Genomic DNA, 23914 nt, shown 5'->3' on the forward strand with positions numbered 1-23914 from the left:
TAATATATCAATCGAGAAAGCAGCCATGCCCGCACGCGCATCGAAAAAAGCCGAACCCAGAGTTCGCCAAATGGTCGCCGGCACCCGTCGCAGCGGCAGGCCGCGCGCGGCAACGGCGGCGTCCAGGATCTATTCCGATCTTCGGGTCGAACTGGTGTCGCTGCAGCGCAGGCCCGGCGAAGTCATCTCGGAAACGCAAATCGCGCTCTCCTACGGGGTGAGCCGCACGCCCGTTCGCGAGGCCATCCTCAAATTATCGGATGAGGGCCTGCTGGAGATCTATCCGCAGTCCGGCATCTTCGTCTCGCGGATTCCGGTGGCTGCACTGCCGGAGGCCATCATCATCCGCAAGGCGCTGGAGGAAACCACCGCGCGGCTGGCTGCGGAACGCGCGACATCGAGCCAGATACTGGCGCTGCAATCGATCCTGGAACGCCAGCGCGAGGCCAGCGCCGCCGGTGACAGCGACACGTTCCATCAGGCCGACGAGCTGTTTCATGCCACAGTCGCCGATGTCGCCGGCTATCCCGGAATCTGGAAATATATCCAGCAGGTGAAGGTCCACGTGGATCGCTATCGCCGGCTGACGCTGCCCCAGCGCGGGCGGATCGCAAAGGTAATTGTCGAACACGAGGCCGTGCTCACCGCGATCGAGGCGCATGACGCAGAGGCTGCAAGGCAGGCGATGGAAGTCCACCTTGAAAGCCTGCTCGAGAACATTTCGGCTACTCAACACATCAATCCGGAGTACTTCGACGAGCGACCTTAAAGTTCGAAAAGTCCATAAAACGATAAACAACATCAGGAGGAACACCATGAAACGCCGCGACTTCATCAAGTTGAGCGCAGGGCTTGGAGCCACGATGGCGACCACAGCGCCACTGTCGTCCGCTTTTGCGCAGACGAAAATGGTGCTGAAGGCATCGGACGTTCACCCGCTCGGCTATCCGACGGTCGAAGCCGTCGTGCGGATGGGCAAGAAGCTGGAAGCCGCCACCAATGGCCGGCTGACGATCCAGATGTTCCCATCGATGCAGCTCGGCGGCGAAAAGGAAATGATCGAGCAGGCCCAGCTCGGCGCGCTGCAGATCGCCCGTATTTCGGTCGGCGCCGTCGGTCCCGTCGTGGACGACGTCAACGTCTTCAACATGCCGTTCGTCTTTCGCAACTCCAAGCACATGGAGAAGGTTATCGACGGCGAGATCGGCGACGAATTGCTGGCGAAGATTTCCGCGAACGAAAAGACCGGCCTGATCGCGCTGTGCTGGATGAACGCCGGCTCGCGCAACGTCTACAACAACAAGCGGCCGGTCCGCACCATCGCCGACCTCAAGGGCCTCAAGGTCCGCATGATGGGCAATCCGCTGTTCGTCGACACCATGAACGCGCTGGGCGGCAATGGCGTGGCCCTCGGCTTCGATCAGGTTTTCAGCTCGATGCAAACCGGCGTGGTCGACGGCGCGGAGAACAATCCGCCATCGTTCATGGCGCAGAACCATTATCAGGTGGCCAAGTATTTCACGATGACCGAGCACCTGATCATTCCGGAGCTTTTGGTGTTCTCGCGCATCTCCTGGCAAAAACTGTCGCCGGAAGATCAGGCGCTGATCAAGAAACTTTCAAAGGAAACGCAGGCCGAGCAGCGCGTGCTCTGGTATGAAGCGGAGAACGCCGCCATCGAGAAGATGAAGGCGGCCGGAACCGAGATCATCACCGACATCGACAAGAAGCCGTTTCAGGATGCGGTCAAGCCGGTCTGGGACAAGTACGGCGCCAAGTATGCCGCCATGGTCAGGCGCATCGAGGCGGTCAACTAGGCGGGACTCGCGGTCTTTGAGTGGCCGGATGCTGTGGGTTCCGGGTGCTCTCGGACCCGCAGGATCGATACGAAGCGCCCTTACTTTCCGAGGTCAAAATGTCCGATTCTGGAGCCGGCGTTTTCCGGCGTGTGGTCGATGTGGTCTATTGGACGGGCGCCATTGTCGGGTGCGTGGCGCTCGTCCTGGTTTCCGCGGTCATTCCGTGGGCCGTTTATACCCGGTATATCCTGAACAGCGCTTCGTCATGGCCGGAACCGATGGCAGTGTTGCTGACCGTCGGCATCACCTTCATCGGCTCAGCCAACTGCTATCGTCAGCGCATCCATATGAACATGACAGTCGGCACCGATCTGCTGCCGCCGCTGTTGCGCCGCGCTTCGCTCTTCCTGAGCGAGCTATTGATGGGTGCGATTGCGATTTTCATGGTCGTGTGGGGGCTGAAGCTGGTTCAGACCACCTGGGGAAATTCGGTAGACGAATTTCCGTGGCTGTCGGTCGGGATCACCTATCTGCCGATCGTGGTCAGCGGCGCCATGATGCTCCTGTTCGTCGTCGAACGCCTTACCATCGGGCCACCGCCGCGTGACGGTGCTGACGCCCACGTACCGGTCGAGTAATTCCCATGGATATCGCCGTTCTCCTCCTCAGCATGTGTTTCTTCTTCGCGATCGGCATGCCGATCGCTTACGCGCTGGCGTTAGCGTCGCTGGTCGGCGCGCTGTGGATCGACTTGCCGGTCGGCGCGGTCATGCAGCAATTTGCCAGCGGCGTCGGCAAGGTCTCGATGCTGACCATCCCGTTCTTCGTGCTGGCGGGCGCCATCATGGCCGAGGGCGGCATGGCCAGGCGGCTGGTCGACTTTGCCGCCGTCGTCGTCGGGTTCACGCGGATGCGGGGCGGCCTCTCGCAGGTCAACATTCTCGCGACCACGATCATGAGCGGCATCTCGGGATCGTCGGTCGCTGACACGTCCGCGATCGGTTCGGTGATGATTCCCCAGATGGCCGCCAAAGGGTATCCGCGGGTGTTCGCAACCAACGTGACCATTAGCGCCTCGCTGCAGGCGATCATCATTCCACCGAGCCACAATTCGGTGATCTATTCGCTGGCGACCGGCGGCGTGGTGTCGATCACGAGCCTTTTCCTCGCCGGCGTGATCCCCGGATTGCTGCTGGGCTTCTCGTTGATGCTGCTCTGCCTGTTCTACGCCTATCGTGACAAGCATCCCAAGGGGGTGCCTGTGCCGATCCGCCAGGCGGTCAGGATGCTCGGTGACGCCGTGTGGGGGATCGTGACGCTGGTGATCGTGCTGGGCGGCATCCTCACCGGCGTCTTCACGCCGATCGAGGCCGGCGCGGTCGCCTGTGTCTGGGCGTTCTTCGTCACCATGTTCGTCTATCGCGACTACAAATGGTCCGAACTGCCGCTACTGGTTTACCGGACGCTGCAAACCGTGGCGATGGTGCTGACGCTGGTGGCCACCGCGTCGTGCTTCGGCTATGTCGCCGCCCTGATGCAGATGCCGGCAAAGATGACGGAATTCTTTGTTGCCATCTCCAGCAACAAATACGTGCTGCTGATGTGGTTGAACATCATGCTGCTGATACTGGGAACCGCGCTCGACCTTGCGCCCTTGTTGTTGATCTGCACGCCGATCCTGCTGCCTGTGGTGAAGAGTTTCGGCATCGACCCCGTGCATTTCGGCATCGTCATGTTGCTCAATCTCGGCATTGGCCTGCTGACACCACCGGTGGGGACGACGCTGTTCGTCGGCTGCGCCATCGGCAAGGTTTCTGTCGACGAGGTGATGCGCGGCATCTGGCCATTCTATTACGTCATGTTTACGGTGCTGATGATCGTGACCTACATACCCTGGCTGTCGCTGGCGCTGCCGAGGGCGTTCGGGTTCTAGAACAGGCGCCGCAGTCCGCGGGCAGAGGAGACTTTGCGTGAAGATCGTCGACCTCAGCCGGGAGCTCTATCACCGTACGCCGAGCTATCCCGGCCACCCTCCCGTCATGCACGGCGTCTGGAAGACCCACGAAGAATCCTTTGCGGAGTCCGGCAATGTGCACGGGCTGGCGTCGATGTTCATCTCCATGGTGGACCACGCCGGCACCCATATCGACGCGCCCAGACATTTCGGCGCGAGCGGCATATCGATCGATCAGTATCCGCTGGAGAAATGCATCGTGCCGGGCATCTGCATCGACCTGCGCCACATCGCGCCGCGCGCCGAGATTGCCCCTGCCGACCTCGAGACGGCGGTAGCGAAAGCTGGCTTGCCGGTGCCGAAGGGCGGCACCGTGCTGCTCTGCACCGGTCACCATGAGCGAACATTCCCCCGCAAGGAATATTCGAGCGACAATTCCGGCGTGAACGTTCCCGCCACCGAATGGCTGGCGCAGCAGGGCGTCGTCCATTTCGGCATCGATTCGATGCGGCCGGGACCGGAGGGCAAGGTGAATGCCCTCGTCCACAAGGCCTGTCTCGACCTCGACATCACCCATATTGAGAGCCTGTGCAATCTCGAAGCGCTGCTTGGCCGCGGCCAGTTCACCTTCATCGGCCTGCCGATGAAGTGGCGCGGCGGGACGGCTTCGCCGATCCGCGCGGTTGCAGTGTTTGAGATGTGAAGCGAGCAAAGCGCGCCGAACCGGCGTGGCGCCTTCGACAAAGGCGGTATCTAGCCGCTTACCCCGATCTTCCTTTCGACGAAGCGCGTATGGACGCGCTGTGAAAGCTTCCCTAAACTCATCCCAATAATGGCCGATGCCGGGGCACAACGGCGCGGATAATCGGGCGGGAACCCCCGTCGAATCAGGGGAGGAAAACATGGACCGTCTTCGGCGGACTAATCGCGCTGTCCTGTTTGCATCAATCGCTGCGACATCGCTTGGAGTGGCGGTGCCCGCGTCTGCGCAGGAATCCTTCAAACTCGGCATTGTGACGTTCCTCTCCGGACCGGCGGCGGACAGTTTTGGCGTTCCCGCCCGCAACGGCGCGCAGTTCGTCATCGATCAGTTGAACAAAGGGACGGCCCCCTCGCCTTATGAGAAGGTCGGCTTCGGTGGCATCAAGGTCGAGCCCGTCATCATCGACGAGAACGGCGGCGCGACCAAGCAGGTGCAGGAGCTGCGCAACCTCTATCAGCGCGACAATGTCGACGTCGTGCTCGGCTATATCGGCTCCGGCGACTGCCTTGCCGTCGCGCCGATCGCGGAAGAGTTGAAGAAGATGCTGGTGCTGATGGATTGCGGAACGCCGCGCATTTTCGAAGACGGCAAATACAACTACGTGTTCCGTACTGCCGCCCATGCCACGATGGATAACGTCGGCCTCATCAGGTACATGAAGGCCAAGAACATCAAGATGACGACGCTTTCGGCAATCAACCAGGATTACGCCTGGGGCCAGGACAGCCGGGCCGACTTCGTCGCTGCAGCCGAACAGCTCTATCCTGGCGTCAAGCTTCAGACGGATTTGCTGCCCAAGTTCGGCGCGGGCCAATACGGCACCGAAATTTCTGCGCTGGTGGGTGCCGGCTCCGACGTGGTTTATTCCAGCCTGTGGGGCGGCGATTTGCAGGCTTTCGTCCTGCAGTCGGCCCCTCGCGGGTTGCCGAAGCGCAGCCAGCTCGTGTTCAGCGCCGCCGACCACGTGCTGCCGCCGCTCGGCGACAAGATGCCCGACGGCACCATTATCGGTGCGCGCGGCGCCTACGGCCTGATGTCGCAGAAATCGCCGCTGAACGATTGGCTGTTCAAGGGATATGAAGCCGCCAATGGCGTCTATCCAGTCCAGGCCTCCTATCGCATGACGCAGGCGATTCTTGGATTGAAAGCCGCGGTCGAGAAAGCCATGAGCAAGAACGGCGGCAAGAAGCCTTCGACCGATGAAATGGTCGCGGCGATGACCGGTCTGGAGTGGCCATCACCCGGCGGACTGATTCAGATGAAGCTTGCCGACGGCCATCAGGCGATCCAACCGATCGCCTTCAGCCGCACCAAATACAATCCGGATCTCAAGCGGGTCGATCTGGTGGATATCCAGTACTTCGCCGCCGAATGCGTCAACCCGCCCCCGGGCGTGAAGGCGATCGACTGGATCAAGGGGGGCATGCAGGGTGCCAAGTGCAATTAGGCGCATTGGTATCCAACAAGCACGAGGCGGTGCGTGATTAGCTCTGCGCCGCCCTATTCTGCCCACCGACGGCCCGCGTGACGCCAGCGCCATGAATTTCTTTTTGACGATCATTCTCGATGGCCTGATTCAGGCCTCGTGGCTATTCATCGTCGCCCTTGGGCTGACGCTGGTATTCGGCGTATTGAAGATCCTCAACATCGCCCATGGCAGCTTCTACGCGCTTGGCGCCTATATCGCGGCAACCGCCGTAACCATGGCGGCCGCGCGCGGCCTGCCCCCGAGCGTCGGCTTCGTCGCCATGCTGCTCTCGGTGGCGCTGATCGCGGCCGCCGTCGGACTTCTGCTGGAACGCTGCCTCTTGAAAATGTTCTACGGCCGCGACGAGGTGGTGCTGCTGCTGGTGACCTATGCCGTGTTTCTGATCCTTGAAGACGTCACCAAGCTGATCTGGGGCGTCAATCCGATCTATGCGACGCAGCCATATGAGTTGTTCGGCAACCTCGAATTCGCCGGGCTTTATTACGTTGGCTACGATCTGGTGCTGATCCCGATTTCGGCGTTGATCGGCTTTGCGATCTGGTTCGGCCTCAATCGCACCGTGATCGGAAAGATCGTGCTCGCCGTCATCCACAACGAGGAAATGAGCGTGAGCATGGGCGTGCGCGTCAACCGCGTCTATGCGATCGCCTTTGCGTTCGGCGTCCTGCTCGCCGCCCTAGCCGGCGCCCTGACTGCGCCGAAAATATCGATGCAGCCGGGCCTCAGTTCGGATGTCATCATCCTGAGCTTCGCGATCGTCGTGATCGGAGGGCTCGGCAGCGTCGAGGGGGCGGCCGTCGGCGCGATTCTGGTCGGGCTGGCGCGCGCGGCTTCGGTGCATCTGATGCCGCAAGCCGAACTGTTCATGATCTATCTGATCATGGCGGCAGTGCTGATGTTTCGCCCCGAGGGTTTGTTCAAGCGCGAGACGGCAAGGCGGATCTGATGAGAAAAGGCCTGCATCCCCTGGTCATGATCGGTCTTGTCGCCGCGGTAACGCTGGCTGGCCGCGCGCTGCCGACCTGGACCTTGTCGCTGGCGACGATTGCAGCCTCCAATGCGCTGATCGCCCTTGGGATCGTCGTGCTGGCGCGTACCGGCAACGTGTCGTTTGGCCAGGGCCTGTTCTTTGCCGCCGGCGGCTATGGCGTGGCGCTGATCGCCAATGCCTGGGGTCTCACCGACGCGGTGGCGCAGGTGATCGTCGGCGCCGCTTGCGGCGGCCTGCTCGGCTTGGTCATCGGGCCGTTGATCGCGCGCTACAGCGGGATCTTCTTCGGCATGCTCACATTGGCGCTATCGATGGTGTTTTACGGCGTGCTGGTGAAATCGACTGCGCTTGGCGGCTCCGACGGGTTCAACGTCGGACGGCCAAGCCTGTTTGGCATGAGCTTCACCGATCCGCGCGAGGCCGACTTCATGCTGTATGCCGTCTCGGTCATCGTGACCGGATTTGCTGGCATCGCCGCGACCATCCTGTTCCGGTCCGAATTCGGTCTTGCCAGCCTTGCGGTGCGTGAAAACAACCTGCGGGTCGAATATCTCGGCCTCTCGGCCAATAGGATCATATCGGTCAATTTCGTGATCGCCGCGATCTTCGCCGGCGCCAGCGGCGCCTTTGCGCTGATGGCGCAGCGGCATATCGATCCGCAATTCGCATACTGGACCACATCGGGCGAATTCGTCTTCGTGGCGGTGCTTGCCGGCAACCAGAGCGTGGCCGCCGTCTTCGTTGCCTCGATGGCACTGGAACTAGTCCGCTCGTTCTCGAATCTCTATTTGCCCAACACCTGGCAACTCGTGCTCGGCGTGTTCCTCCTGGGCGTGATCCTGTTTCTGCCGCGCGGCATCGGCTCGCTCTGGATCAGGGACCGGCGCAAGCGGCGCATCCCGGCGGCGGCGCCTCTCACCGCCGAACGAGGAGCCGCACCGTGAACCCGGTTCTTTCGGTGCGTCAGCTCGAGAAGCGCTTTGGCGCCGTGGTGGCGGCCGATGCGCTTACCCTCGATATTCCGGCCGGGCAAAAGATCAGCCTGATCGGCGCCAACGGCGCCGGCAAGACCACCTTCGTCAACATGGTCACCGGCTATCTCAAACCCGACAGCGGGACGATCCTGCTCGACGGAATTAACATCGGCAGACGTTCGCCACGAAGCGCAGCCGGGCTTGGCATCTCCCGTTCTTTCCAGATTCCACAACTGTTTGTCGAGCTCACCGCCGCCGAAAATCTCGCTGTGGCGATTTCCGGCGTCGGCACACGAATGTCCCTCCGGGCGCCGGCGGAGGCCCAAGGCCGCCGCGACAAGGCCGTCGAGCTGCTGGAACGCTTTGGCCTTGCCGATCTGGCCGATCGCCCGATCTCGGAGCTTGCGGGTGGCGTGCGCAAACTGATCGATATCGCCATGGCATTGGTACGCCGTCCAAAACTACTGCTGCTGGATGAGCCGACCTCCGGTGTATCGGCGGAAGAAAAATTCACGACCATGGATCGCGTCATCCACGCCGTCGCGCCTGACGCTGCGACCATCGTATTCGTCGAGCACGACATGGAGATCGTCAGCCGCTATGCCGATCGCGTGGTGGCGTTCTATCAGGGCCGGATTCTGGCCGACGGGGTGCCCGCCGAGGTCCTGAATAATCAGGAAGTCCGCCGCTACGTCACCGGAGGCGTGCGATGAACGTCGCGGCGCCATTGCTCGCAATCGACGATCTTGTCGTCGAGATCCAGTCGATGCCGGCATTGCGTGGCTTTACGATGCACGTCGCGAAAGGCGCCATGGTCAGTCTGGTGGGCCGCAACGGCGCGGGCAAGACGACGCTGATGCGGTCGATCATGGGGCATCTGACGCCGGCCAGGGGCGCAGTGCGGTTCGAAGGCAGCGATCTGGCGTCCCGCCCACGCCATGCGCGCGCGGCACTCGGGATCGGCTATATGCCAGAAGACCGCTGCCTGGTGCCTCAGTTGACGGTCGAGGAAAATATCATGTTGCCGCTGTGGGTGGCGAAGCATCTCGACCGCAAGGCCCGGCTCGACTTCGTCTATGAGGTGATCGGCGAACTCACCGAGATGCGCCAGCGCAAGGCGTTATTGCTGAGCGGCGGACAGCAAAAGCTGGTCGCGCTCGGCCGGGCGCTGGCCATCGGCACCAAATGCCTGCTGCTCGACGAGCCGTTCGAAGGCATCGCGCCGGCGCTGTCGGAACGGCTGTCGGAGGTGCTCGCATCCCTCAAGGGCAAGGATCTGACCTTGCTGATGTCGCAATCGGACCTCAATCACTCGCGTGGGCTGATTGACGTGGAATTCACGATCGAGCGTGGCGCCAATCCCGTAACCGCCAGTCAATGAGCCCTGAGCGTCCCGGCTACGCGACGCGCATCGCCGCTCATTCGCTGTCGTGGCCGGACCCGGCTTCCGCCATCTCACGAAGCGACTCGGCATTCAGCACAACGATGGCACCGTGCTCGAGGCGCACCAGGTCGCGGCCTGCCCAGGCGCGCAACTGCTTGTTGATGCTCTCCCGGGTCATGCCGACCATCTCGCTGATCTCCTGCTGCGTGATCGCGATGGTTCGGCCCTGCGGGGCAGAGGTGTGCTTTTCGGACAGGCGAAGCAGCGCACTGGCCAACCGTCCTGGCAGATTCTGCAGGATAATCTGCTCGACCTGATCGCTGGTCGATCGCAACCGCTCGCAGAGCAATTCGATGAATTTCATCGCCAGCGCCGGTTGGGCCTTCACAAAGGGGATGAACTCGCGCCGGTCGATGACAAAGAGTTCGCACGTGCTGTTTGCTATGGCGTCGGTCGAGCGCGGCTGTTGGTCGAGCAGCGCGATCTCGCCGAAAATCTCCCCAGGCCCAACGATATTGAGGATCGCGTTGCGGCCGTCCGGCGAGGAAATGCTCATCTTCACCGTCCCCGAAATGACGGCGTACAGGCTGTTACCGGGATCCCCCTTGGAGAATAGCGTAGCTCCCCGCTTGAGCGTGGTGTGTTTGGCGTAACGGCAGAGCTGCTCGAAAGCCTCCGGCTCTAGGTCGGCAAAAATCGGGTGCTTGCGCAAAACCGATAGTTTGCTGCCCGGGAAACCGTGAGCTTCACCCGTCCTTTGTTGAGGCACGCCAGTTAAACTCCAGGGAACACGGGATTACCGCTCTTCCGTAATCAACGTGGGCTCACTTTTCAACCGGAAAGCGCCCTGCCGCGTCGATTTGGCGGCCGGAGTGCAAAGACGATGCCCAGTGTTAACGCTCCAAAAACCGTCGAACCTGCGATAAGATAATATAGCCAATCGAGCCTAGGCCCTTGCTGCTGCAGCAGCATCCATCCGCCGGCCAGTACGATAGCAACCCTCGACAGGCTGACAAGCAGTGGAGCCGTCGCCTGTCCCCATCCCTGATAGGCGGAAAACAGTATCACAAATGCGGCCATAAACCCATAAACCAGGCCCATCGCGTAGAAATAGCCGGATGCCGCAGAGACAACTCCTTCAGCATGGGTAAAAAGACCTGCGATCGAGGTTCCCGAAAACCGATCGCCGCAAAAATGGCCGCCGCCAGCAAACAGGAAACAAGCGTCACACGACGCGCGCGTGCCTCCAGGCCAGCGCCCACACAGGTCCCGACCATTATTGTCGTGCCTACGCCCAGGGCGAGCACCATGGAAGAAATAAGAAGCTCGACGCGAGCAGCCAAGCCATATCCGGCCAGCGCCTCAATACCGAAGTGAGCGACATAAGCCGTTATTGCGATCAACGCGACGTTGGAAACCAGTATCTGCAGCGACGAGAGCAATGCCACTTTCAGAATACGCGAAAAGAGCCGCCTCCGCGGCGAAAAGTCCGAAAAAGCGAGATGAATGGGACTCTTGGCGGACTGCAAATGAACGAACAGCCCGACGACGCCGATGGTGTAACATGCCCGCCAAAGGACGCGGCGCCCGCCAGCCGACGGGTATTACTTTGGCTATTCCTTGGTGATTCCTGTTTCTCGGATCACGCGCTCGTACTTGGCGAGCTGATCGCGCGTCATGGCTCGCAATTCCTCCGCCGAACTGCCGCGCACCGCGAAACCCAGCTCTTCAAGTTTGCGGCGCACTTCGGGATCGCCGACGGCCTTCAGCGCCTCGGCATTCAGCCGGGCAATAATGTTCTTCGGGGTGCCGGCAGGCGCCAGAATGGCAAACCATGAGTTGAAGAAGAAGCCAGGCAGGCCGGATTCCGAGACGGTCGGCACGTCAGGAAATTGCGGCAATCGCTTCTCGGTGGTCACCCCGATCAGCCGGACCTGACCGCCGCGCACCAACGCTGCGACGGTGCCCAGGCCCTGAAAGGCGACGGGAATCTGGCCGGAGGCGACGTCGGTCGCGGCCTGGGTGGCCCCCTTATACGGCACATGCGTCAGCGATATACCGGCAGCGGACGCAAACATCGCCATCGACAAATGCTGTGGGCTTCCCGGCCCGCCTGATCCATAATCGATCTTCCCCGGCGCCGCCTTCGCGGCCGCGATCAGGTCTGCTGCGGTCTTGAAGCTGGCCTGATTGTTGGCAATCAGCCCCCACTCCACTGTCGCTACCAGCGACACCGGTTCGAAATCCTTCAGGATGTCCCAGCGCATCTTGGACTGCAGGTTCGGCACCATCGTCATGATGCTGTCGTTGAACCCGCCAATCGTGTAGCCGTCCGGTTCGGCGCGGGCGACGGCCTCGGCTCCGATCAGCCCCGATGCGCCCGGCTGGTTCAGGATCACGAATTGCTGGCCCATGTTGTCGGCCATTTTCTGGGTCACGATCCGTGCTGCAACATCGACCGCACTCGCCGCGGCAAGGGGCACGATCATCTTGATCGGCCGATCCGGATAGCTCCCCTGCGCGATCGCAGGATGGCTTGAGAACAGCGCGAGTGCCGGAATCAGCGAATAAAGCAGTCGCATTTGAAATCTCTCCCTTTGGGCCGCAATTATTCCGAGAATGATTGCCCTTCCCTATCCGGATTGGCAATGTGGTTGCCGATAAAATGAAGAATGGACCGGCGCGTCAGTCGACCGGCCTGAGGAAAGTATCCAAACAATTGAGGGAGGCGACCAATGACCACCCGACGGAATTTCTTGAAAGGCGCGGCCGCGAGTGGGATCGCTTTTTGCAGCTGCGGTATGCTGGATGCGGCCCATGCCCAGCCGAAGGCCCCTCGCCTGCCGGTCAAAGTCAATGGCAAGCGCGTCCTGACGGTGGATGTCCACGCGCATTGTTATTTCCGTGAAGCCATTAACCTGATGGGGGACGGGGCCGACAAGGTGCTGCCGCCAGTCAAGGGCGTGCCCGAGCATTTCATCGCCATCGAGCAGCGCCTGAAGGAAATGGATGCGATGGCCATCGATATGGAGGTGCTGTCGATCAATCCGTTCTGGTACGGCAAGGATCGCGACACCGCAGCTCAGATCGTCAGGGTTCAGAACGAGAAACTGGCGGAGCTTTGTGCGGCGCGGCCCGAGCGGTTTGCCGCCTTCGCTTCCTTGACACTGCAGTATCCCGATCTCGCGGCGCAGCAACTCGAAACGGCGGTCAAGAAACAAGGCCTTCGCGGGGCCGCGATCGGCGGCAGCGTGCTGGGCGAGGATTTTTCCGATCCGAAATTCCATCCCGTCTGGGCCAAGGCGGAAGAACTCGGCGCGGTGCTGTTCATCCATCCGCAGAGTACGCCCGAGCTCGCCAAGCGTTTCAAGGGCAACGGCTGGCTGTCGAACACCATCGGCAATCCGCTCGACACCACGATCGCCTTGCAGCACCTGATCTTCGAGGGAACGCTCGATCGCTTCCCCGGGCTCAAGATCGTTGCCGCGCATGGCGGCGGCTATCTCGGCTCCTACGCCGCACGCGGCGATCATGCTTGCTTCGTGTCACCGCAAAACTGCAATCCGAACATCACGCTGAAGAAAAAGCCGTCCGAATATCTCAACCAGCTCTATTTCGACGCCATGGTGTTCACACCGGAAGGTCTGCGCCATCTGGTGGCGCAAGTCGGCGCCAGCCAGGTGTTGCTGGGCACCGACCACCCGATCCCCTGGGAGCAGCACCCGGTCGACCACGTTTTTGCGACCTCGATGCTTTCGGACAAGCAGAAGATCGCGATTCTGGGCGGGAATGCGGCGAGGTTATTTGGAATGAAGTTGGCTTAGACCGGGATGGGTTGAAGTCGAACCGAGAGCCCCACACAAAATCTCGAAAACAACCCCATGCAAAGTAGAATGCCTCCCGTCGGGCCTCACAACAGCTTTCCATCCGGCGAAAAAAACGGATGCGGGCCGTCGAAAGTCCCAATTGGGACCTGATGGGTTACGACCGTGCCGTACCCCTCGCCCGGAAACCAGGTGTGGAGGTGGAAGGCGGGCGGCTCGACCCTGAAGGAGGGTTGGCGCAGCTCGGCCAGATCGAGATCGACGGCATGGTTCGGGGCTGGGCAGATCGTCGTCGGCACGTCTGCAAACATGGTCAGTGTCGCGCGATGGATGTGCCCCGTTGCAATCAGCTGCACGCGGGAATGACGGCGCACGATGGGTGCGAGATCGCCCGCATTGAGAAGATTCTGGCGGTCCATGTGCCAAATGCCCGCCTTGAACGGCGGATGGTGCAAAAACAATAGCGCGGGCCGGTCGGGCGACGAAGCCAGTGTCTCGTCAAGCCATTGCAGCGTGGGCCCGTCGAGTTCGCCATGCGGCTTTCGCTGCACGCTTGAATCCAGCAGCAGCAGATCGAGACCGGCAACCTCGATCGTCTGATTGAGCGGCCCGGATACGAAGGCGTAGGAAGCGGAAGGAAACGCGGCGCGCATCAACTCGCGCGAGTCGTGATTGCCGGGAATACCGGCGAACGGAAGCTTGAGCGGCGCCAGCAGCCGCTTGAGATATTGATATTCCTCTGATGTCGGCGTATCCGCCAGATCGCCGGAGATCACCACGAAATCAGGTGCCGGGTCGAATTCGTTCAGCGCCGCAACACAGCGTTCCAGCGCCTTCGCTGTATCGACCTTGCCGTAGGCAAGCGAACCCGGCGGCTTGATATGAAGATCCGAAATCTGGGCTATATGAACCGGCTTTGACAACATCGATCTTCTCAGTTCTCAGGCGGCAACAGGCGGACGGCATCCGGCGAAATTGACAATCCGATCCGTTCGCCGGGCGTGACTTGAACCGTATTCGGTGCGTCGACCGTGAGCAACCTGTTGGACGCGCCGCTGACGACCAGCCGTTGCCTATCGCCAATGAAGCTGACGCTGTCGATAGTACCCGAAAGCGACGCACTTTCGACTGCCGTCACGCGAATGGTTTCAGGACGGATCATCGCAATCGCCGCCGGCATGTCCCCATCGCAGTGAATCGGCTGCCGTCCACCCGGCAAAACGAGATGACCGCCCTCAATCGGGGATTCGACGATATTCGCAGCGCCGATGAATTCGGCAACAAAGCGGCTTCGCGGCGTGAAGTAGATCTCACGCGGCGTTCCGATCTGGGCAATCGCCCCCTTCTGCATGACGACGACGCGATCGCCGAGCTCCATGGCCTCGGACTGATCGTGGGTCACATAAATCGTGGTGATCCCCAGCGCGCGCAGCAGGCGATTCAGTTCGCCGCGCAGCCGGTCCCGCAGCGCGGCATCCAGCGCCGTCAACGGCTCGTCGAGCAGCAGGATGCCCGGCCGGATCGCAACCGCACGGGCCAGCGCGACGCGCTGGCGCTGCCCGCCGGAAAGCTGGTCGATGCGGCGGCTTTCAAGCCCGGAAATATTGGTCAGCGCCACCAGTTCGGCGACGCGCACCGCCCGCTCCTTGGCCGGTATCCCGCGGATCTTCAGACCATAGCCGATATTGTCCGATACGGTCATGTTGGGGAAAAGCGCGTAGGACTGGAACACCATGCCGACGTTGCGCCGCTCGATCGGCACCGCCGTCATGTCCTTGCCGTCGAACATCACCCCGCCGCCTGCATCGGGCACTTCGAGCCCCGCGATGATGCGCAGCATGGTGGTTTTGCCGCAGCCGGAGGGGCCGAGCAGCACTAGCGTTTCACCACGGGCGATGTCGAGCGTTGCGGGTTCTAGCGCGTGGGTTCCGTCGGCGAAGGTCTTGCCGCAGGCCTCGATATGCACCGAGGCGCCATGTCCGGCCTGCGCGCTCATCTCTTCTGCTCCTTCTCGGCAAACAATTGCATGGCAACCAGCAACGGAATGATCATCACAAAGAAGATCAGCGTATAGGCCGAAGCCACTTCCAGCCGCATCGAGGCATAGCTGTCGGCGAGACCAATCGGCAGCGTCTTGGTCAACGGCGTGTGGAGCATCCAGGTCAGGTTGAATTCACCGAGCGACAACGTCACCACCATCAGGCTACCCGCCAGAATGCCAGGCAGGGCGTTGGGCACGATCACGTCGCGGAAGCGTCGCCATGGAGAAGCGCCGAGCGACGCCGCGCCCTCGTCCAGCGTCTTGATGTCGACGGTCGCGAACACAGCCATGACCGATCGCACCATGAAGGGCATCGTGAAGATGACATGGCCTGTAAGAATAAATAACCAGGAGCGGCGAAAATCGCCAAAACTTCCGTAAGTCAAGAGCAGCGCCAGCGCGATGGCGAGGCCAGGGATCGCCAACGGCAGGGTGATGATCTCCTCGACGATGCGTGACAGGCGACCTCCCCGCACATGCAAGGCATAGGCAGCCGGGACGCCCACGGCGAGCGTTACCGCAAGCGTCGCAAATGCGACTACGAATGACAGCAGGATGGTGCCGGCATAGAGCTGCCATACCTGTACGACCCATTGCAGGGTCAGGCCGGACTGGATGCCGCGAAAGTAGTTCACGGTGACTCCGGCGGAGATCGACAGGATCGCGGGCACCACCAGGAATCCGGCCACGAGCAGGGTGAAGATGAACTGGCCGGTGAAGATCAGGCGATCGCGCATGGTCTCATCCAGCCGCCGCGACGGCGCTTCCGCTGAAGGAGCGGGCAACCGCAAGAATGAGCCAGGTGATGATGCCAAGCCCGACCGACAGCGCGGCCGAGATGGAGAAATTCGCCGCCAGCGTGAACTCGGTATAGATCAGCATCGGCAGCACATCGATGTTCGTCGCTAGCGTAAACGCCGTACCGAACGCGCCCATCGCAGTTGCAAAGGCAATGGCACCGGAGGCAACGAAGGCCGGCGCCAGCGCCGGCAGCACAACATCGCGCTGTACCGCCCACGGGCTCGCGCCAAGCGAACGTGCGGCTTCTTCCAGACCGACATCGAGCTTCTGCACCGCAGCCATGATGGTGAGAATGACGCGCGGGATGGAGAAATACAGATAGCCGAGAAACAGACCGTAGATCGAATAGGCAAAAACCAGCTTCTCACCAAACAGGCGGTTGGAGAAATCGCCGATTAGGCCCTGTCGCCCGGCGAGGAGAATGATCATGAAGCCGACCACCACGCCAGGAAACGCCAGCGGAAAGGTCAGCATCGCAATCAGAACCGCGCGGCCGGGGAAGCGATGCCGCTGCAGGAACATGCCGGCGATCGTCGCCACGATAAGGGTCACGACGGTGGTCGCGGCGGCAAGCAGGACCGTGTTGATCAGCGTCGCGCGGTACCGCGGCTCAGTCAGGATCGCAAGATAGCCCGCAAGCCCCCGCGGTCCCTCTGCCCCGGTCACAACGAGCCGCGCCATTGGCAACAGGAAAAACGCCGCCGTCACGACCGCAAGCGGCAGCAGGCATAGCCAGACAAAAGACCTGTGTGACATCGGAGGATAGCCGCCCCGGCGAGAGGCGCCATATTGCCTCAGCGGACCTCGGCGAGATAGCGGTCGACAAAGCCTTTTTGCATGTTTTCCATCTGGCCCCAGTCGACGTTCTTCGCACGCGCATAATCGCTGTCAGGCAGGAACTTCTTCTTCACCGCTTCTGGCAGGTCGATCGGCCGCGCCGGACGGAGATAGGCGTTGGTCCAGATCGCCTGTCCCTTGTCGGACAACAGATAATCCAGGACTTTCTTGGCCTTTTCCTTGTCGGGCGCGTTCTTGACCAGGCCGACGACGTAAGGAAACACCACCGATCCCTCGCAGGGGATCACGAATTCAAAATTGCCTTTTTCCGAATATTTCGCGCGATAGGCATTGAAATCATAATCGAACAGAATCGGCATCTCGCCGGAGACAACGCGGGCGTAAGAGGTCTGCTTGGGAACGATCGGGTCGTTCTTGCGCAGATCCTTGAAGAAGTTGATCGCGGGGTCGAAGTTTGCTTCGGAGCCGCCGAGCGCCAAATTGATCGCGACCGCACCGACATAGCCGACCGCGGCCGACGACGGATCGAGATAACCGACCATGCCCTTGTAGTCGGACTTCAAGAGATCCTTCCAGCAGGCCGGCACCGGCTTGCCGCCGAGCGCGTCCTTGTTCACGAACAGGCCAAGCGTGCCGGAATGAATCGTGGTCCAATAACCGTCCGCATCCTTCAGGCCGGCGGGGACCTCGTTCCAATTCGCCGGCTTGTATGGCTCCAGCGCATCCTGCGCTTTGGCCTTCATGCCGAAGGTGACGCCGAAATACCCGATATCGCCGACAGGATTGCTCTTCTCGGCGAGGATCTGCGCCAGCGCCTGGCCGGAATTCTTGTTGTCGTGCGGGATATCGTAGTTGAGGTCGGCCTTGATCGCCTTGAGCATCGAAGCCCAGTCCGCCCATTCCGGCGGGCAATTGTAGCAAATGACATCGGCCGCTTTGGCGGACTGCCAGGGCGCGATCAGCGACAGCGCGAGCAAGGCAAGGACAAAACGGGCGGTCTTCATGGGGCACTCCGGCTTAGGGGGCGGCAATTGACGATCTCATCACCGACCGGTGTGCAAGTATAGGCCGCGTATGAAGGTTTTGCGACAAGGCGTTTTTGCTATGCAGCAAACCTACACGTCGCTAGCGGCATCCCGCAATTTCGCTGGCCGACGATTTCCGGTAGCATCCGGCGCTAGAGGAGAGACTCATGTACCAACCTCCAGGCGTGAAGACATCGCCCGCACTTCCGATTCCCGAGCGAATGAAGGCCTGGGTGCTAGGCGACCCGGACCAGCTGTTGCTGCTTGAAAAGCCCGTGCCCATCCCTTCACGCGCCGAAGTCCTGATCCGGATCGACGCGGTTGCGATCTGCGCCACCGACCTTGAAGTCATTCATTCGGGATCACCGGCCAGCATTGAAGGCGGCCTGCCCTTCAACAGGAATTTTACACCGGGTCATGAGTATATGGGTACAGTCGCCGCGCTCGGACCTGACGTCGACGAGTTCGAGATCGGCGAACGGATCAGCGTAGAAATTCACGCCGGCTGCGGCCAGTGCAAGCGCTGCCGCCAGGGCATGTACACGTCATGCCTGAACTACGGGAAGCCGGAGAAGGGCCATCGCGCCAACGGCTTCACGACGGACGGCGGCTTTGCCGAATACGCCGTGAATCATATCAACACACTGGCGCGGGTACCCGACACTATGGGTGACGCCGAGGCGACGCTGGTCGTCACCGCGGGGACCTCGATGTACGGGTTAACGGAGTTGGGGGGATTGGTTGCCGGCGAGAGCGTTGTGGTGATCGGACCGGGGCCGATCGGGCTACTCGCGGTGGCCGTTGCCAAGGCGCTCGGCGCCAGCCCGGTCATTCTGACCGGTACACGCAACAGCAGACTGGCGATCGGCCGGCAACTCGGCGCCGATCGCGTCATCAATATCAACGACGAGGATGCCGTTGAGGTGGTCAAGAAACTTACTGGCGGAATCGGCGCGGACTATGTGGTCGAGTGCGCCGGCAGCGAAGCGACGATCAATCAGGCTATTCATATGAGCAATCGTGGCGGGAAAATCTGCCTCGCCGCGTTCCCGCACGATCCAGTCACGATCGATCTCGCGCATCTCGTGAAGAACAACATTTATGCCTACGGAATTCGTGGCGAAGGGCGCAGCGCCACCCGCCGCGCCATGGCGTTGATGGCGGAGAAGCGCTTCGACGCCGCGAAAATCCATACCCACACTTTTCCGCTGGCCGATTTGCCGACCGCACTGCGTTATGCCCGTGAGCGCGTCGAAGATGCGATCAAGGTGGTCGTCACCAACCAGCAGGCGGGCGCGATCGCGAGTGCGGCGGCCGAATAGCGCGAACGGCAATCAACGCCCTTCGAACTTCGGCTCCCGCTTCTCCATGAATGCCTTGATGCCTTCCTGCATGTCCTGCGTCTTGAACAGCGGCAGGAGCTGCAGATAGACGTGATGCACATGATCGGGAAACGTTTCGTTGAGCCCCATCCGCATCATGCGCTTGGCGGCCTGGACCGCCAGCGGCGCGTTAGCCGCGATCTCGCGTGCCACCTCGCGCGCCCGTCCCATCAAAGCGGCGTCTGGCACGACCTCGTTGGCAAGGCCCCAGTCGAGAGCTTCGCGCGCCGAGAGCGTACGGCCGGTGAAGATCAGCTCGGATGCCTTGGCCCAGCCGATCATGCGCGGCAGAAACCAGGTGCCGCCGGATTCCGGCACCACACCACGCTTGACGAAGGCAGCCGCCAGCTTTGAGGATTCCGCCATGATGCGAATGTCGCAGCCGAGCGCCGTATCCATGCCGTAGCCGGCGGCTCCGCCATTCACGGCGCAAATCGTCGGCTTGTCCATGGCCTGCAGAACGGTCGGCGGCGTGTTGCGCAGGTCCAGCGAAGTCGCTGACGAAGCCGCGCTGAGACCATCGCCGCTACGCTCCTTCCGCAAATCCAGACCGGCACAAAATGCGCGCCCATTGCCGGTGAGGATGACGCAGCGAACGTCCCGGTCCTCGTTTGCTCTGAGGAGCAGCCGCGTGAGATCATTCAGCATCGGCCCGGAAATCGTGTTCATGCGCTCGGGAGCATTGAGCGTGATGACGGCGATATGATCGGCTACGTCATAGAGGACTTCGTTGGACTCGGTCTGCATGCCGCGTTGGGGTTGGTCCATATGACTTCTCGCTCTGTCCGATCGATCCTGTCGCCGTCGTATTATATCCGCCCCAAGGCGGTCAGGATAACCTGCGGCGTCAGTGGAATTTCTGTGATGATTGTCCCAAACGGCCGGAGCGCGTCGTTGACCGCGTTGGTTACCGCTGCGGCTGCACCCGCCGTGCCGGCCTCCCCTGCGCCTTTTGCCCCCAATTCCGTTTCCAACGTCGGTGAAACTATATGCCCAACATCGATGTCAGGCATTTCACCGGACATCGGAACCAGATAATCGGCCATATTGGCGTTGGTGAGCTGGCCGCGTTCGTCATAGATACATTTCTCGAACAATGCCGCCCCGAGGCCCTGCACAACGCCTCCCCTGACCTGCTCATCGACCAGTTGCGGGTTGATGATGGTGCCGCAATCCTCAACCACCCAATGCTTCAGCAGCTTCACAAAGCCGGTATCGATGTCAACCTCCAGCCAGGACGCTTGAACGCCGTTGGTGAAGGCAAACGGATATTCGCGCGGGACAAAGTGCCTGGTGGCCATAAACTCGGGCTGAATGCCGGGCGGCAACGTATCGGGACGAAAATAAACAATGCGCGCGAGCTCGTTCAAATCGATCCGCGGCGCACCATCGGCGGCATTCACCACGCCATTGTCGACAATGTCGAGTTCTGCGGGCGTCGATTGCAGGACGGCGGCCGCTACGTCGAGGATGTTTTTGCGCAGAACTTTTGCGGCTTGAAGCGCGGCCTCGCCGCCGATGCCGGCGCCGCGCGAAGCCCAGGTGCCGCCGCCATACGGCGTATTGTCGGTGTCGCCGAGAATGACACGGACCCGATCCATCGAGACGCCAAGCACGCTTCCGACAATCTGCGCGGTGAGCGATTCCGATCCCTGCCCCTGCTCAGTGATACTTGTTTGGCAGATCACCGACCCCTGCGCGTCAAGCCGCACCGCGACGCCATCCTGCGAGGATATTTTTGCCCCACCGACCCCATAAAACGCCGCGCTGGGATTGGTGACTTCGATGAAGCTAGCAATGCCGATACCACGATGGATATTCCTTTCTCGCAGAACGGCCTGCTCGGCGCGCAACGCGTCGTAGTCCATCATTTTGACGAGCTTGGCGAGCGCTGCATGATGCGACAGTTGTTCGAAGCGCAAACCTGATGGCGATGCGCAGGGATAAGCGTCATCGGTAATCAGATTGCGCCGCCGGATCTCGACCGGGTCCATGCCGATCTTCATGGCCGCCAGATCGACCAGGCCTTCCGTCACCGAGCAGGCGATCGGATGGCCTACGGCACGGTACTGGCACATCACGTTCTTGTTCTGGAACACGACGCGGGCCCGGGCCCGATAATTTTTGGTCAGATAGGGGCCGCCGACGAGATTGACGACCTGATTGGCCTCGATCGCGCTGGTGCGCGGGTACATCGAATAGGGCCCGATACCCGTGAGATCGTCGATCTCGAATGCCGTGATCGTGCCGTCGCGCTTGATACCGATTTTCCCCTTGCAGCGATGGTCACGGGCATGGATGTCGGTGTTGAAGCTCTCAACCCGGTCGGCGACGAATTTGACCGGACGCCTCAGGAGCTTGGATAGCGCGTAAGTCGCCATCTCGTCGGCATAAATGTGAACCTTGATGCCGAAGGAGCCGCCGACATCCTTGCAGACCACGCGGACCTGCGATTCCTTCAAGCCGAGATGAAGCGCCGCAATATTTTGCACCATATGCGGCGCCTGCGTGCCTTGATAGATCGTCAGTCTCGCTTCCGCGGCGTTCCAGTCTGCCACCACCGAACGCGGTTCGAGGGTCACGCCGGTGTGACGTCCGAAAACGAACTCCGCCTCGACCACCTCGTCGGATTCGGCAAAGGCCTGATCGACGAAACCGGCATCGTAGTTGCGTTCAAAGGCCAGATTGTCGCCGAGCGAGGCATGGATCACGGGCGTAGCCGGATCAAGCGCAGTGCGCATGTCGGTTACGGCATCGAGCTCTTCATATTCGACCGCGACGAGCTCGGCGGCATCCTCGGCATGGGCGCGACTGCTCGCCACCACGGCCGCGATCGCCTCGCCCTGCCAGCACACGCGGTCAACCGCGATAGCGTTTTGCGGCGCCGATTTGAGGCCCTTCAAATGCGAGAGTACGCCGACCCACGGTGTGATGACGGTTGAGAGTTCACTGCCCGAGACGACGGCGATCACTCCCGGCATCCGCTTGGCCGCGGAGGCATCAATGCTCTTGATCTTCGCGTGCGCGTGCGGCGAGCGCAGGAACACGACATGCACCATGCGCGGCAGCTCGATGTCGCTGACATAGAGTCCGCGCCCCTGCATCAGCCGGTCGAGGTTCGGCCGCGGCACCGTCTTGCCGATATAGGAGTTCGGACGGTCCAGCGCAGAAAGCGTCTCGGATTTTTCCCGTGCTGATGTCATGTCAAGCGTCCGGCGCGGGCCCGTGCTGTCGTCTCGATGGCGTCGACGATGGCCTGGTAGCCCGTACAGCGGCAATAATTGCCGGAGAGATGTTCGCGAATCTGTCCGCGATCCGGACACGGCGATTGCCTCAGCAGATCCTGCGCCGCCATCAGCATCCCGGGCGTACAGAAGCCGCATTGCAGCGCATTGCGTTCCCGGAATGCGGACTGCAAATCAGCAATCTCACCGCTGTCGGAGATCCCCTCGATCGTTTCAACGGTGGCATTGTGCGCCTGTACGGCGAGCAGCAAACAGGAACGGACGATATCGCCATTGACGCGAACCGTGCAGGCGCCGCAGACGCCGTGTTCGCAACCGACATGCGTGCCGGTCAGCTTGAGATGCTCGCGAAGAAAATCAGCCAAATTCAGGCGCGGCAGTACATTTGCTTCAACGTGCTCGCCATTAACACTCAGTGAAATCGCAACCGCAGCCGTCACACCGATGCTCCTGCGCGGAGATCGGGGCGACCGAGCAGCGAAGATACGCAACGCGCCAACAGGACTTTCGCCAAGTGCCGACGCATGGCGGGTGTCGCCTGATGATCCTCCAGGGGATCCAGCTCATCATTCAATGCGAAAAACGCCTCGGACAACACCGCGGGCGTGATGGCGACATCGACCAGTTTGCCGGCAGAACCGGCCAGCACCGGGCGATCGCCGACGGCAAAGAAGCCGAGGCGCAGATCGGCGAAGCGCCCGCCCTTGACCACGGCCTGCGCGGCGAGGCCAAGGATCGCGTAGTCGCCATGTCGACGGGCAAACTCATGAAAGAAATGGGTCGAATTTTTCGGGGCCACCGGCAGTTCAATGGCGACCAGCAGTTCCTGCGGCATGAGTGCAGTCTCGTAGATCCCGGCGAAAAACTCGCTCGCTGCAATCCGCCGCTCGCCACTCGGCCCGCGAGCAATGACGGTAGCCGCAAGCGCCAGCATGCAGGCCGGCAGTTCGGAAGCCGGGTCCGCGTGCGCAAGGCTTCCCCCGATGGTGCCGCGGTTGCGGATCGCGGGGTGGGCGACATGGGCGACCGCATCAGTCAGCAAGGGCGCATGGGCCGCTATTTCCGTGGATTTCAAGAGATCGGCGTGGCGTGTCAGGGCACCGATGGTGATGACGCCTTCCTTCACCACAATGCCGCGCAACTCGGCCAACTCGCCGATATCGATAACGAGTTCGGGCGCGATCAGGCGCATATTCATGGCCGGCAGCAGGCTCTGGCCACCCGACAGCACCTTGGCCTTCTCGCCATGCGTAGTCAGCAATTCCAGCGCATTTGCGACGCTGGTTGCGCGGGCGTAAGCGAAAGCCGAGGCTTTCATTTTTGGTGTGACCTCCCCGGCCAACTATCGACATTTTTGCAGGATTAGAGGGCTGAGACCGTGAAAGGTCAAGTTTGTTATCGGATGATTATTTCGACTTTGAGCTTGTTTTCATGCGGTGGACAA

General features: G+C 61.2%; 24 protein-coding genes. 12 read left to right on the forward strand and 12 right to left on the reverse strand.

Annotation, left to right across the window (positions count from 1 at the left end; genetic code table 11):
- Positions 1-70 precede the first annotated feature (70 nt).
- From ACPPVP_RS32900 to ACPPVP_RS32945, 10 genes are all read left to right on the forward strand, one after another.
- Positions 71-769 carry a GntR family transcriptional regulator gene (locus tag ACPPVP_RS32900; protein ID WP_426527746.1) on the forward strand — a complete coding sequence of 233 codons (699 nt, stop codon included), beginning with the start codon at positions 71-73 and terminating at the stop codon, positions 767-769.
- A 46-nt stretch (positions 770-815) separates the two neighbouring features.
- Positions 816-1817, forward strand: coding sequence for a TRAP transporter substrate-binding protein DctP (gene dctP / locus ACPPVP_RS32905; RefSeq protein WP_426527747.1), 1002 nt, complete (start codon positions 816-818; stop codon positions 1815-1817).
- 98 nt (positions 1818-1915) lie between these two features.
- Entirely contained in the window at positions 1916-2437 is a 522-nt protein-coding gene (locus ACPPVP_RS32910; protein WP_426527748.1) for a TRAP transporter small permease, read from the forward strand.
- A 5-nt stretch (positions 2438-2442) separates the two neighbouring features.
- A complete protein-coding gene (locus tag ACPPVP_RS32915) occupies positions 2443-3732 on the forward strand; it encodes a TRAP transporter large permease (protein ID WP_426527749.1) in 1290 nt (429 codons plus the stop codon).
- A gap of 37 nt (positions 3733-3769) precedes the next feature.
- Entirely contained in the window at positions 3770-4456 is a 687-nt protein-coding gene (locus ACPPVP_RS32920; protein WP_426527750.1) for a cyclase family protein, read from the forward strand.
- Between the two features lie 271 nt (positions 4457-4727).
- Positions 4728-5963 (forward strand): ABC transporter substrate-binding protein, encoded by a 1236-nt coding sequence (locus tag ACPPVP_RS32925; protein WP_426527751.1) that lies wholly within the window; start codon positions 4728-4730, stop codon positions 5961-5963.
- Between the two features lie 91 nt (positions 5964-6054).
- Complete coding sequence (locus ACPPVP_RS32930) at positions 6055-6951, forward strand: branched-chain amino acid ABC transporter permease (protein ID WP_426527752.1); 897 nt, start codon at positions 6055-6057, stop codon at positions 6949-6951.
- Positions 6951-7940, forward strand: a complete 990-nt coding sequence (locus ACPPVP_RS32935; protein ID WP_426527753.1) for a branched-chain amino acid ABC transporter permease — start codon at positions 6951-6953, stop codon at positions 7938-7940. Before ACPPVP_RS32930 ends, ACPPVP_RS32935 begins: the two co-directional genes overlap by 1 nt.
- Positions 7937-8683 carry an ABC transporter ATP-binding protein gene (locus ACPPVP_RS32940; protein WP_426527754.1) on the forward strand — a complete coding sequence of 249 codons (747 nt, stop codon included), beginning with the start codon at positions 7937-7939 and terminating at the stop codon, positions 8681-8683. The genes ACPPVP_RS32935 and ACPPVP_RS32940 overlap by 4 nt, the downstream gene beginning before the upstream one ends.
- Positions 8680-9351, forward strand: coding sequence for an ATP-binding cassette domain-containing protein (locus ACPPVP_RS32945; protein ID WP_426527755.1), 672 nt, complete (start codon positions 8680-8682; stop codon positions 9349-9351). The genes ACPPVP_RS32940 and ACPPVP_RS32945 overlap by 4 nt, the downstream gene beginning before the upstream one ends.
- Before the next feature lie 37 nt (positions 9352-9388).
- Here ACPPVP_RS32945 and ACPPVP_RS32950 read toward each other — a convergent pair whose 3' ends face one another.
- The 3 genes from ACPPVP_RS32950 to ACPPVP_RS32960 form a co-directional block, all read right to left on the reverse strand.
- Entirely contained in the window at positions 9389-10123 is a 735-nt protein-coding gene (locus tag ACPPVP_RS32950; RefSeq protein ID WP_426527756.1) for a Crp/Fnr family transcriptional regulator, read from the reverse strand.
- 295 nt (positions 10124-10418) lie between these two features.
- Entirely contained in the window at positions 10419-10796 is a 378-nt protein-coding gene (locus ACPPVP_RS32955; protein WP_426527757.1) for an MATE family efflux transporter, read from the reverse strand.
- Positions 10797-10967: 171 nt separating this feature from the next.
- Positions 10968-11936, reverse strand: a complete 969-nt coding sequence (locus tag ACPPVP_RS32960; RefSeq protein ID WP_426527758.1) for a Bug family tripartite tricarboxylate transporter substrate binding protein — start codon at positions 11934-11936, stop codon at positions 10968-10970.
- Between the two features lie 153 nt (positions 11937-12089).
- Here ACPPVP_RS32960 and ACPPVP_RS32965 point away from each other — a divergent pair, with 153 nt between their 5' ends.
- Positions 12090-13178, forward strand: coding sequence for an amidohydrolase family protein (locus ACPPVP_RS32965; RefSeq protein WP_426527759.1), 1089 nt, complete (start codon positions 12090-12092; stop codon positions 13176-13178).
- Between the two features lie 86 nt (positions 13179-13264).
- Here ACPPVP_RS32965 and ACPPVP_RS32970 read toward each other — a convergent pair whose 3' ends face one another.
- From ACPPVP_RS32970 to ACPPVP_RS32990, 5 genes are read right to left on the reverse strand one after another with little or no spacing between them, the layout of a single operon-like run.
- A complete protein-coding gene (locus tag ACPPVP_RS32970) occupies positions 13265-14104 on the reverse strand; it encodes a phosphodiesterase (RefSeq protein WP_426527760.1) in 840 nt (279 codons plus the stop codon).
- Between the two features lie 8 nt (positions 14105-14112).
- A complete protein-coding gene (locus ACPPVP_RS32975) occupies positions 14113-15174 on the reverse strand; it encodes an ABC transporter ATP-binding protein (RefSeq protein ID WP_426527761.1) in 1062 nt (353 codons plus the stop codon).
- A complete protein-coding gene (locus tag ACPPVP_RS32980; protein ID WP_426527762.1) occupies positions 15171-15956 on the reverse strand; it encodes an ABC transporter permease in 786 nt (261 codons plus the stop codon). Before ACPPVP_RS32980 ends, ACPPVP_RS32975 begins: the two co-directional genes overlap by 4 nt.
- A gap of 4 nt (positions 15957-15960) precedes the next feature.
- Positions 15961-16776 (reverse strand): ABC transporter permease, encoded by an 816-nt coding sequence (locus tag ACPPVP_RS32985; protein WP_426527763.1) that lies wholly within the window; start codon positions 16774-16776, stop codon positions 15961-15963.
- A 38-nt stretch (positions 16777-16814) separates the two neighbouring features.
- The gene (locus ACPPVP_RS32990; protein WP_426527764.1) at positions 16815-17822 is read right to left on the reverse strand and encodes an ABC transporter substrate-binding protein; all 1008 of its coding nucleotides are present in this window, start codon (positions 17820-17822) and stop codon (positions 16815-16817) included.
- 188 nt (positions 17823-18010) lie between these two features.
- On the opposite strand from ACPPVP_RS32990, the gene ACPPVP_RS32995 reads away from it, so the two are divergent.
- Positions 18011-19165: a zinc-dependent alcohol dehydrogenase gene (locus tag ACPPVP_RS32995; RefSeq protein ID WP_426527765.1), complete on the forward strand. Its 1155-nt coding sequence runs from the start codon at positions 18011-18013 to the stop codon at positions 19163-19165.
- Positions 19166-19177: 12 nt separating this feature from the next.
- Here ACPPVP_RS32995 and ACPPVP_RS33000 read toward each other — a convergent pair whose 3' ends face one another.
- The 4 genes from ACPPVP_RS33000 to ACPPVP_RS33015 form a co-directional block, all read right to left on the reverse strand.
- Positions 19178-19972, reverse strand: a complete 795-nt coding sequence (locus ACPPVP_RS33000; RefSeq protein ID WP_426538189.1) for an enoyl-CoA hydratase/isomerase family protein — start codon at positions 19970-19972, stop codon at positions 19178-19180.
- Between the two features lie 62 nt (positions 19973-20034).
- Positions 20035-22428, reverse strand: a complete 2394-nt coding sequence (locus ACPPVP_RS33005) for a xanthine dehydrogenase family protein molybdopterin-binding subunit (RefSeq protein WP_426527766.1) — start codon at positions 22426-22428, stop codon at positions 20035-20037.
- Positions 22425-22910, reverse strand: coding sequence for a (2Fe-2S)-binding protein (locus ACPPVP_RS33010; protein ID WP_426527767.1), 486 nt, complete (start codon positions 22908-22910; stop codon positions 22425-22427). The genes ACPPVP_RS33005 and ACPPVP_RS33010 overlap by 4 nt, the downstream gene beginning before the upstream one ends.
- Positions 22907-23788, reverse strand: a complete 882-nt coding sequence (locus tag ACPPVP_RS33015; RefSeq protein ID WP_426527768.1) for an FAD binding domain-containing protein — start codon at positions 23786-23788, stop codon at positions 22907-22909. Before ACPPVP_RS33015 ends, ACPPVP_RS33010 begins: the two co-directional genes overlap by 4 nt.
- Between the last annotated feature and the right edge of the window lie 126 nt (positions 23789-23914).

It is taken from the genome of Bradyrhizobium sp. McL0615, from assembly GCF_049993905.1.
Classification (GTDB): domain Bacteria; phylum Pseudomonadota; class Alphaproteobacteria; order Rhizobiales; family Xanthobacteraceae; genus Bradyrhizobium.

Excerpts from the sequence above, each read along its gene's own strand:
- ACPPVP_RS32900 (WP_426527746.1), top strand. The coding sequence starts at position 71 with ATGGTCGCCGGCACCCGTCGCAGCGGCAGGCCGCGCGCGGCAACGGCG.
- dctP (WP_426527747.1), top strand. The coding sequence starts at position 816 with ATGAAACGCCGCGACTTCATCAAGTTGAGCGCAGGGCTTGGAGCCACG.
- ACPPVP_RS32910 (WP_426527748.1), top strand. The coding sequence starts at position 1,916 with ATGTCCGATTCTGGAGCCGGCGTTTTCCGGCGTGTGGTCGATGTGGTC.
- ACPPVP_RS32915 (WP_426527749.1), top strand. The coding sequence starts at position 2,443 with ATGGATATCGCCGTTCTCCTCCTCAGCATGTGTTTCTTCTTCGCGATC.
- ACPPVP_RS32930 (WP_426527752.1), top strand. The coding sequence starts at position 6,055 with ATGAATTTCTTTTTGACGATCATTCTCGATGGCCTGATTCAGGCCTCG.
- ACPPVP_RS32935 (WP_426527753.1), top strand. The coding sequence starts at position 6,951 with ATGAGAAAAGGCCTGCATCCCCTGGTCATGATCGGTCTTGTCGCCGCG.
- ACPPVP_RS32945 (WP_426527755.1), top strand. The coding sequence starts at position 8,680 with ATGAACGTCGCGGCGCCATTGCTCGCAATCGACGATCTTGTCGTCGAG.
- ACPPVP_RS32960 (WP_426527758.1), bottom strand. The coding sequence starts at position 11,936 with ATGCGACTGCTTTATTCGCTGATTCCGGCACTCGCGCTGTTCTCAAGC.
- ACPPVP_RS32965 (WP_426527759.1), top strand. The coding sequence starts at position 12,090 with ATGACCACCCGACGGAATTTCTTGAAAGGCGCGGCCGCGAGTGGGATC.
- ACPPVP_RS32970 (WP_426527760.1), bottom strand. The coding sequence starts at position 14,104 with ATGTTGTCAAAGCCGGTTCATATAGCCCAGATTTCGGATCTTCATATC.
- ACPPVP_RS32975 (WP_426527761.1), bottom strand. The coding sequence starts at position 15,174 with ATGAGCGCGCAGGCCGGACATGGCGCCTCGGTGCATATCGAGGCCTGC.
- ACPPVP_RS32980 (WP_426527762.1), bottom strand. The coding sequence starts at position 15,956 with ATGCGCGATCGCCTGATCTTCACCGGCCAGTTCATCTTCACCCTGCTC.
- ACPPVP_RS32985 (WP_426527763.1), bottom strand. The coding sequence starts at position 16,776 with ATGTCACACAGGTCTTTTGTCTGGCTATGCCTGCTGCCGCTTGCGGTC.
- ACPPVP_RS32990 (WP_426527764.1), bottom strand. The coding sequence starts at position 17,822 with ATGAAGACCGCCCGTTTTGTCCTTGCCTTGCTCGCGCTGTCGCTGATC.
- ACPPVP_RS32995 (WP_426527765.1), top strand. The coding sequence starts at position 18,011 with ATGTACCAACCTCCAGGCGTGAAGACATCGCCCGCACTTCCGATTCCC.
- ACPPVP_RS33000 (WP_426538189.1), bottom strand. The coding sequence starts at position 19,972 with ATGCAGACCGAGTCCAACGAAGTCCTCTATGACGTAGCCGATCATATC.
- ACPPVP_RS33005 (WP_426527766.1), bottom strand. The coding sequence starts at position 22,428 with ATGACATCAGCACGGGAAAAATCCGAGACGCTTTCTGCGCTGGACCGT.
- ACPPVP_RS33015 (WP_426527768.1), bottom strand. The coding sequence starts at position 23,788 with ATGAAAGCCTCGGCTTTCGCTTACGCCCGCGCAACCAGCGTCGCAAAT.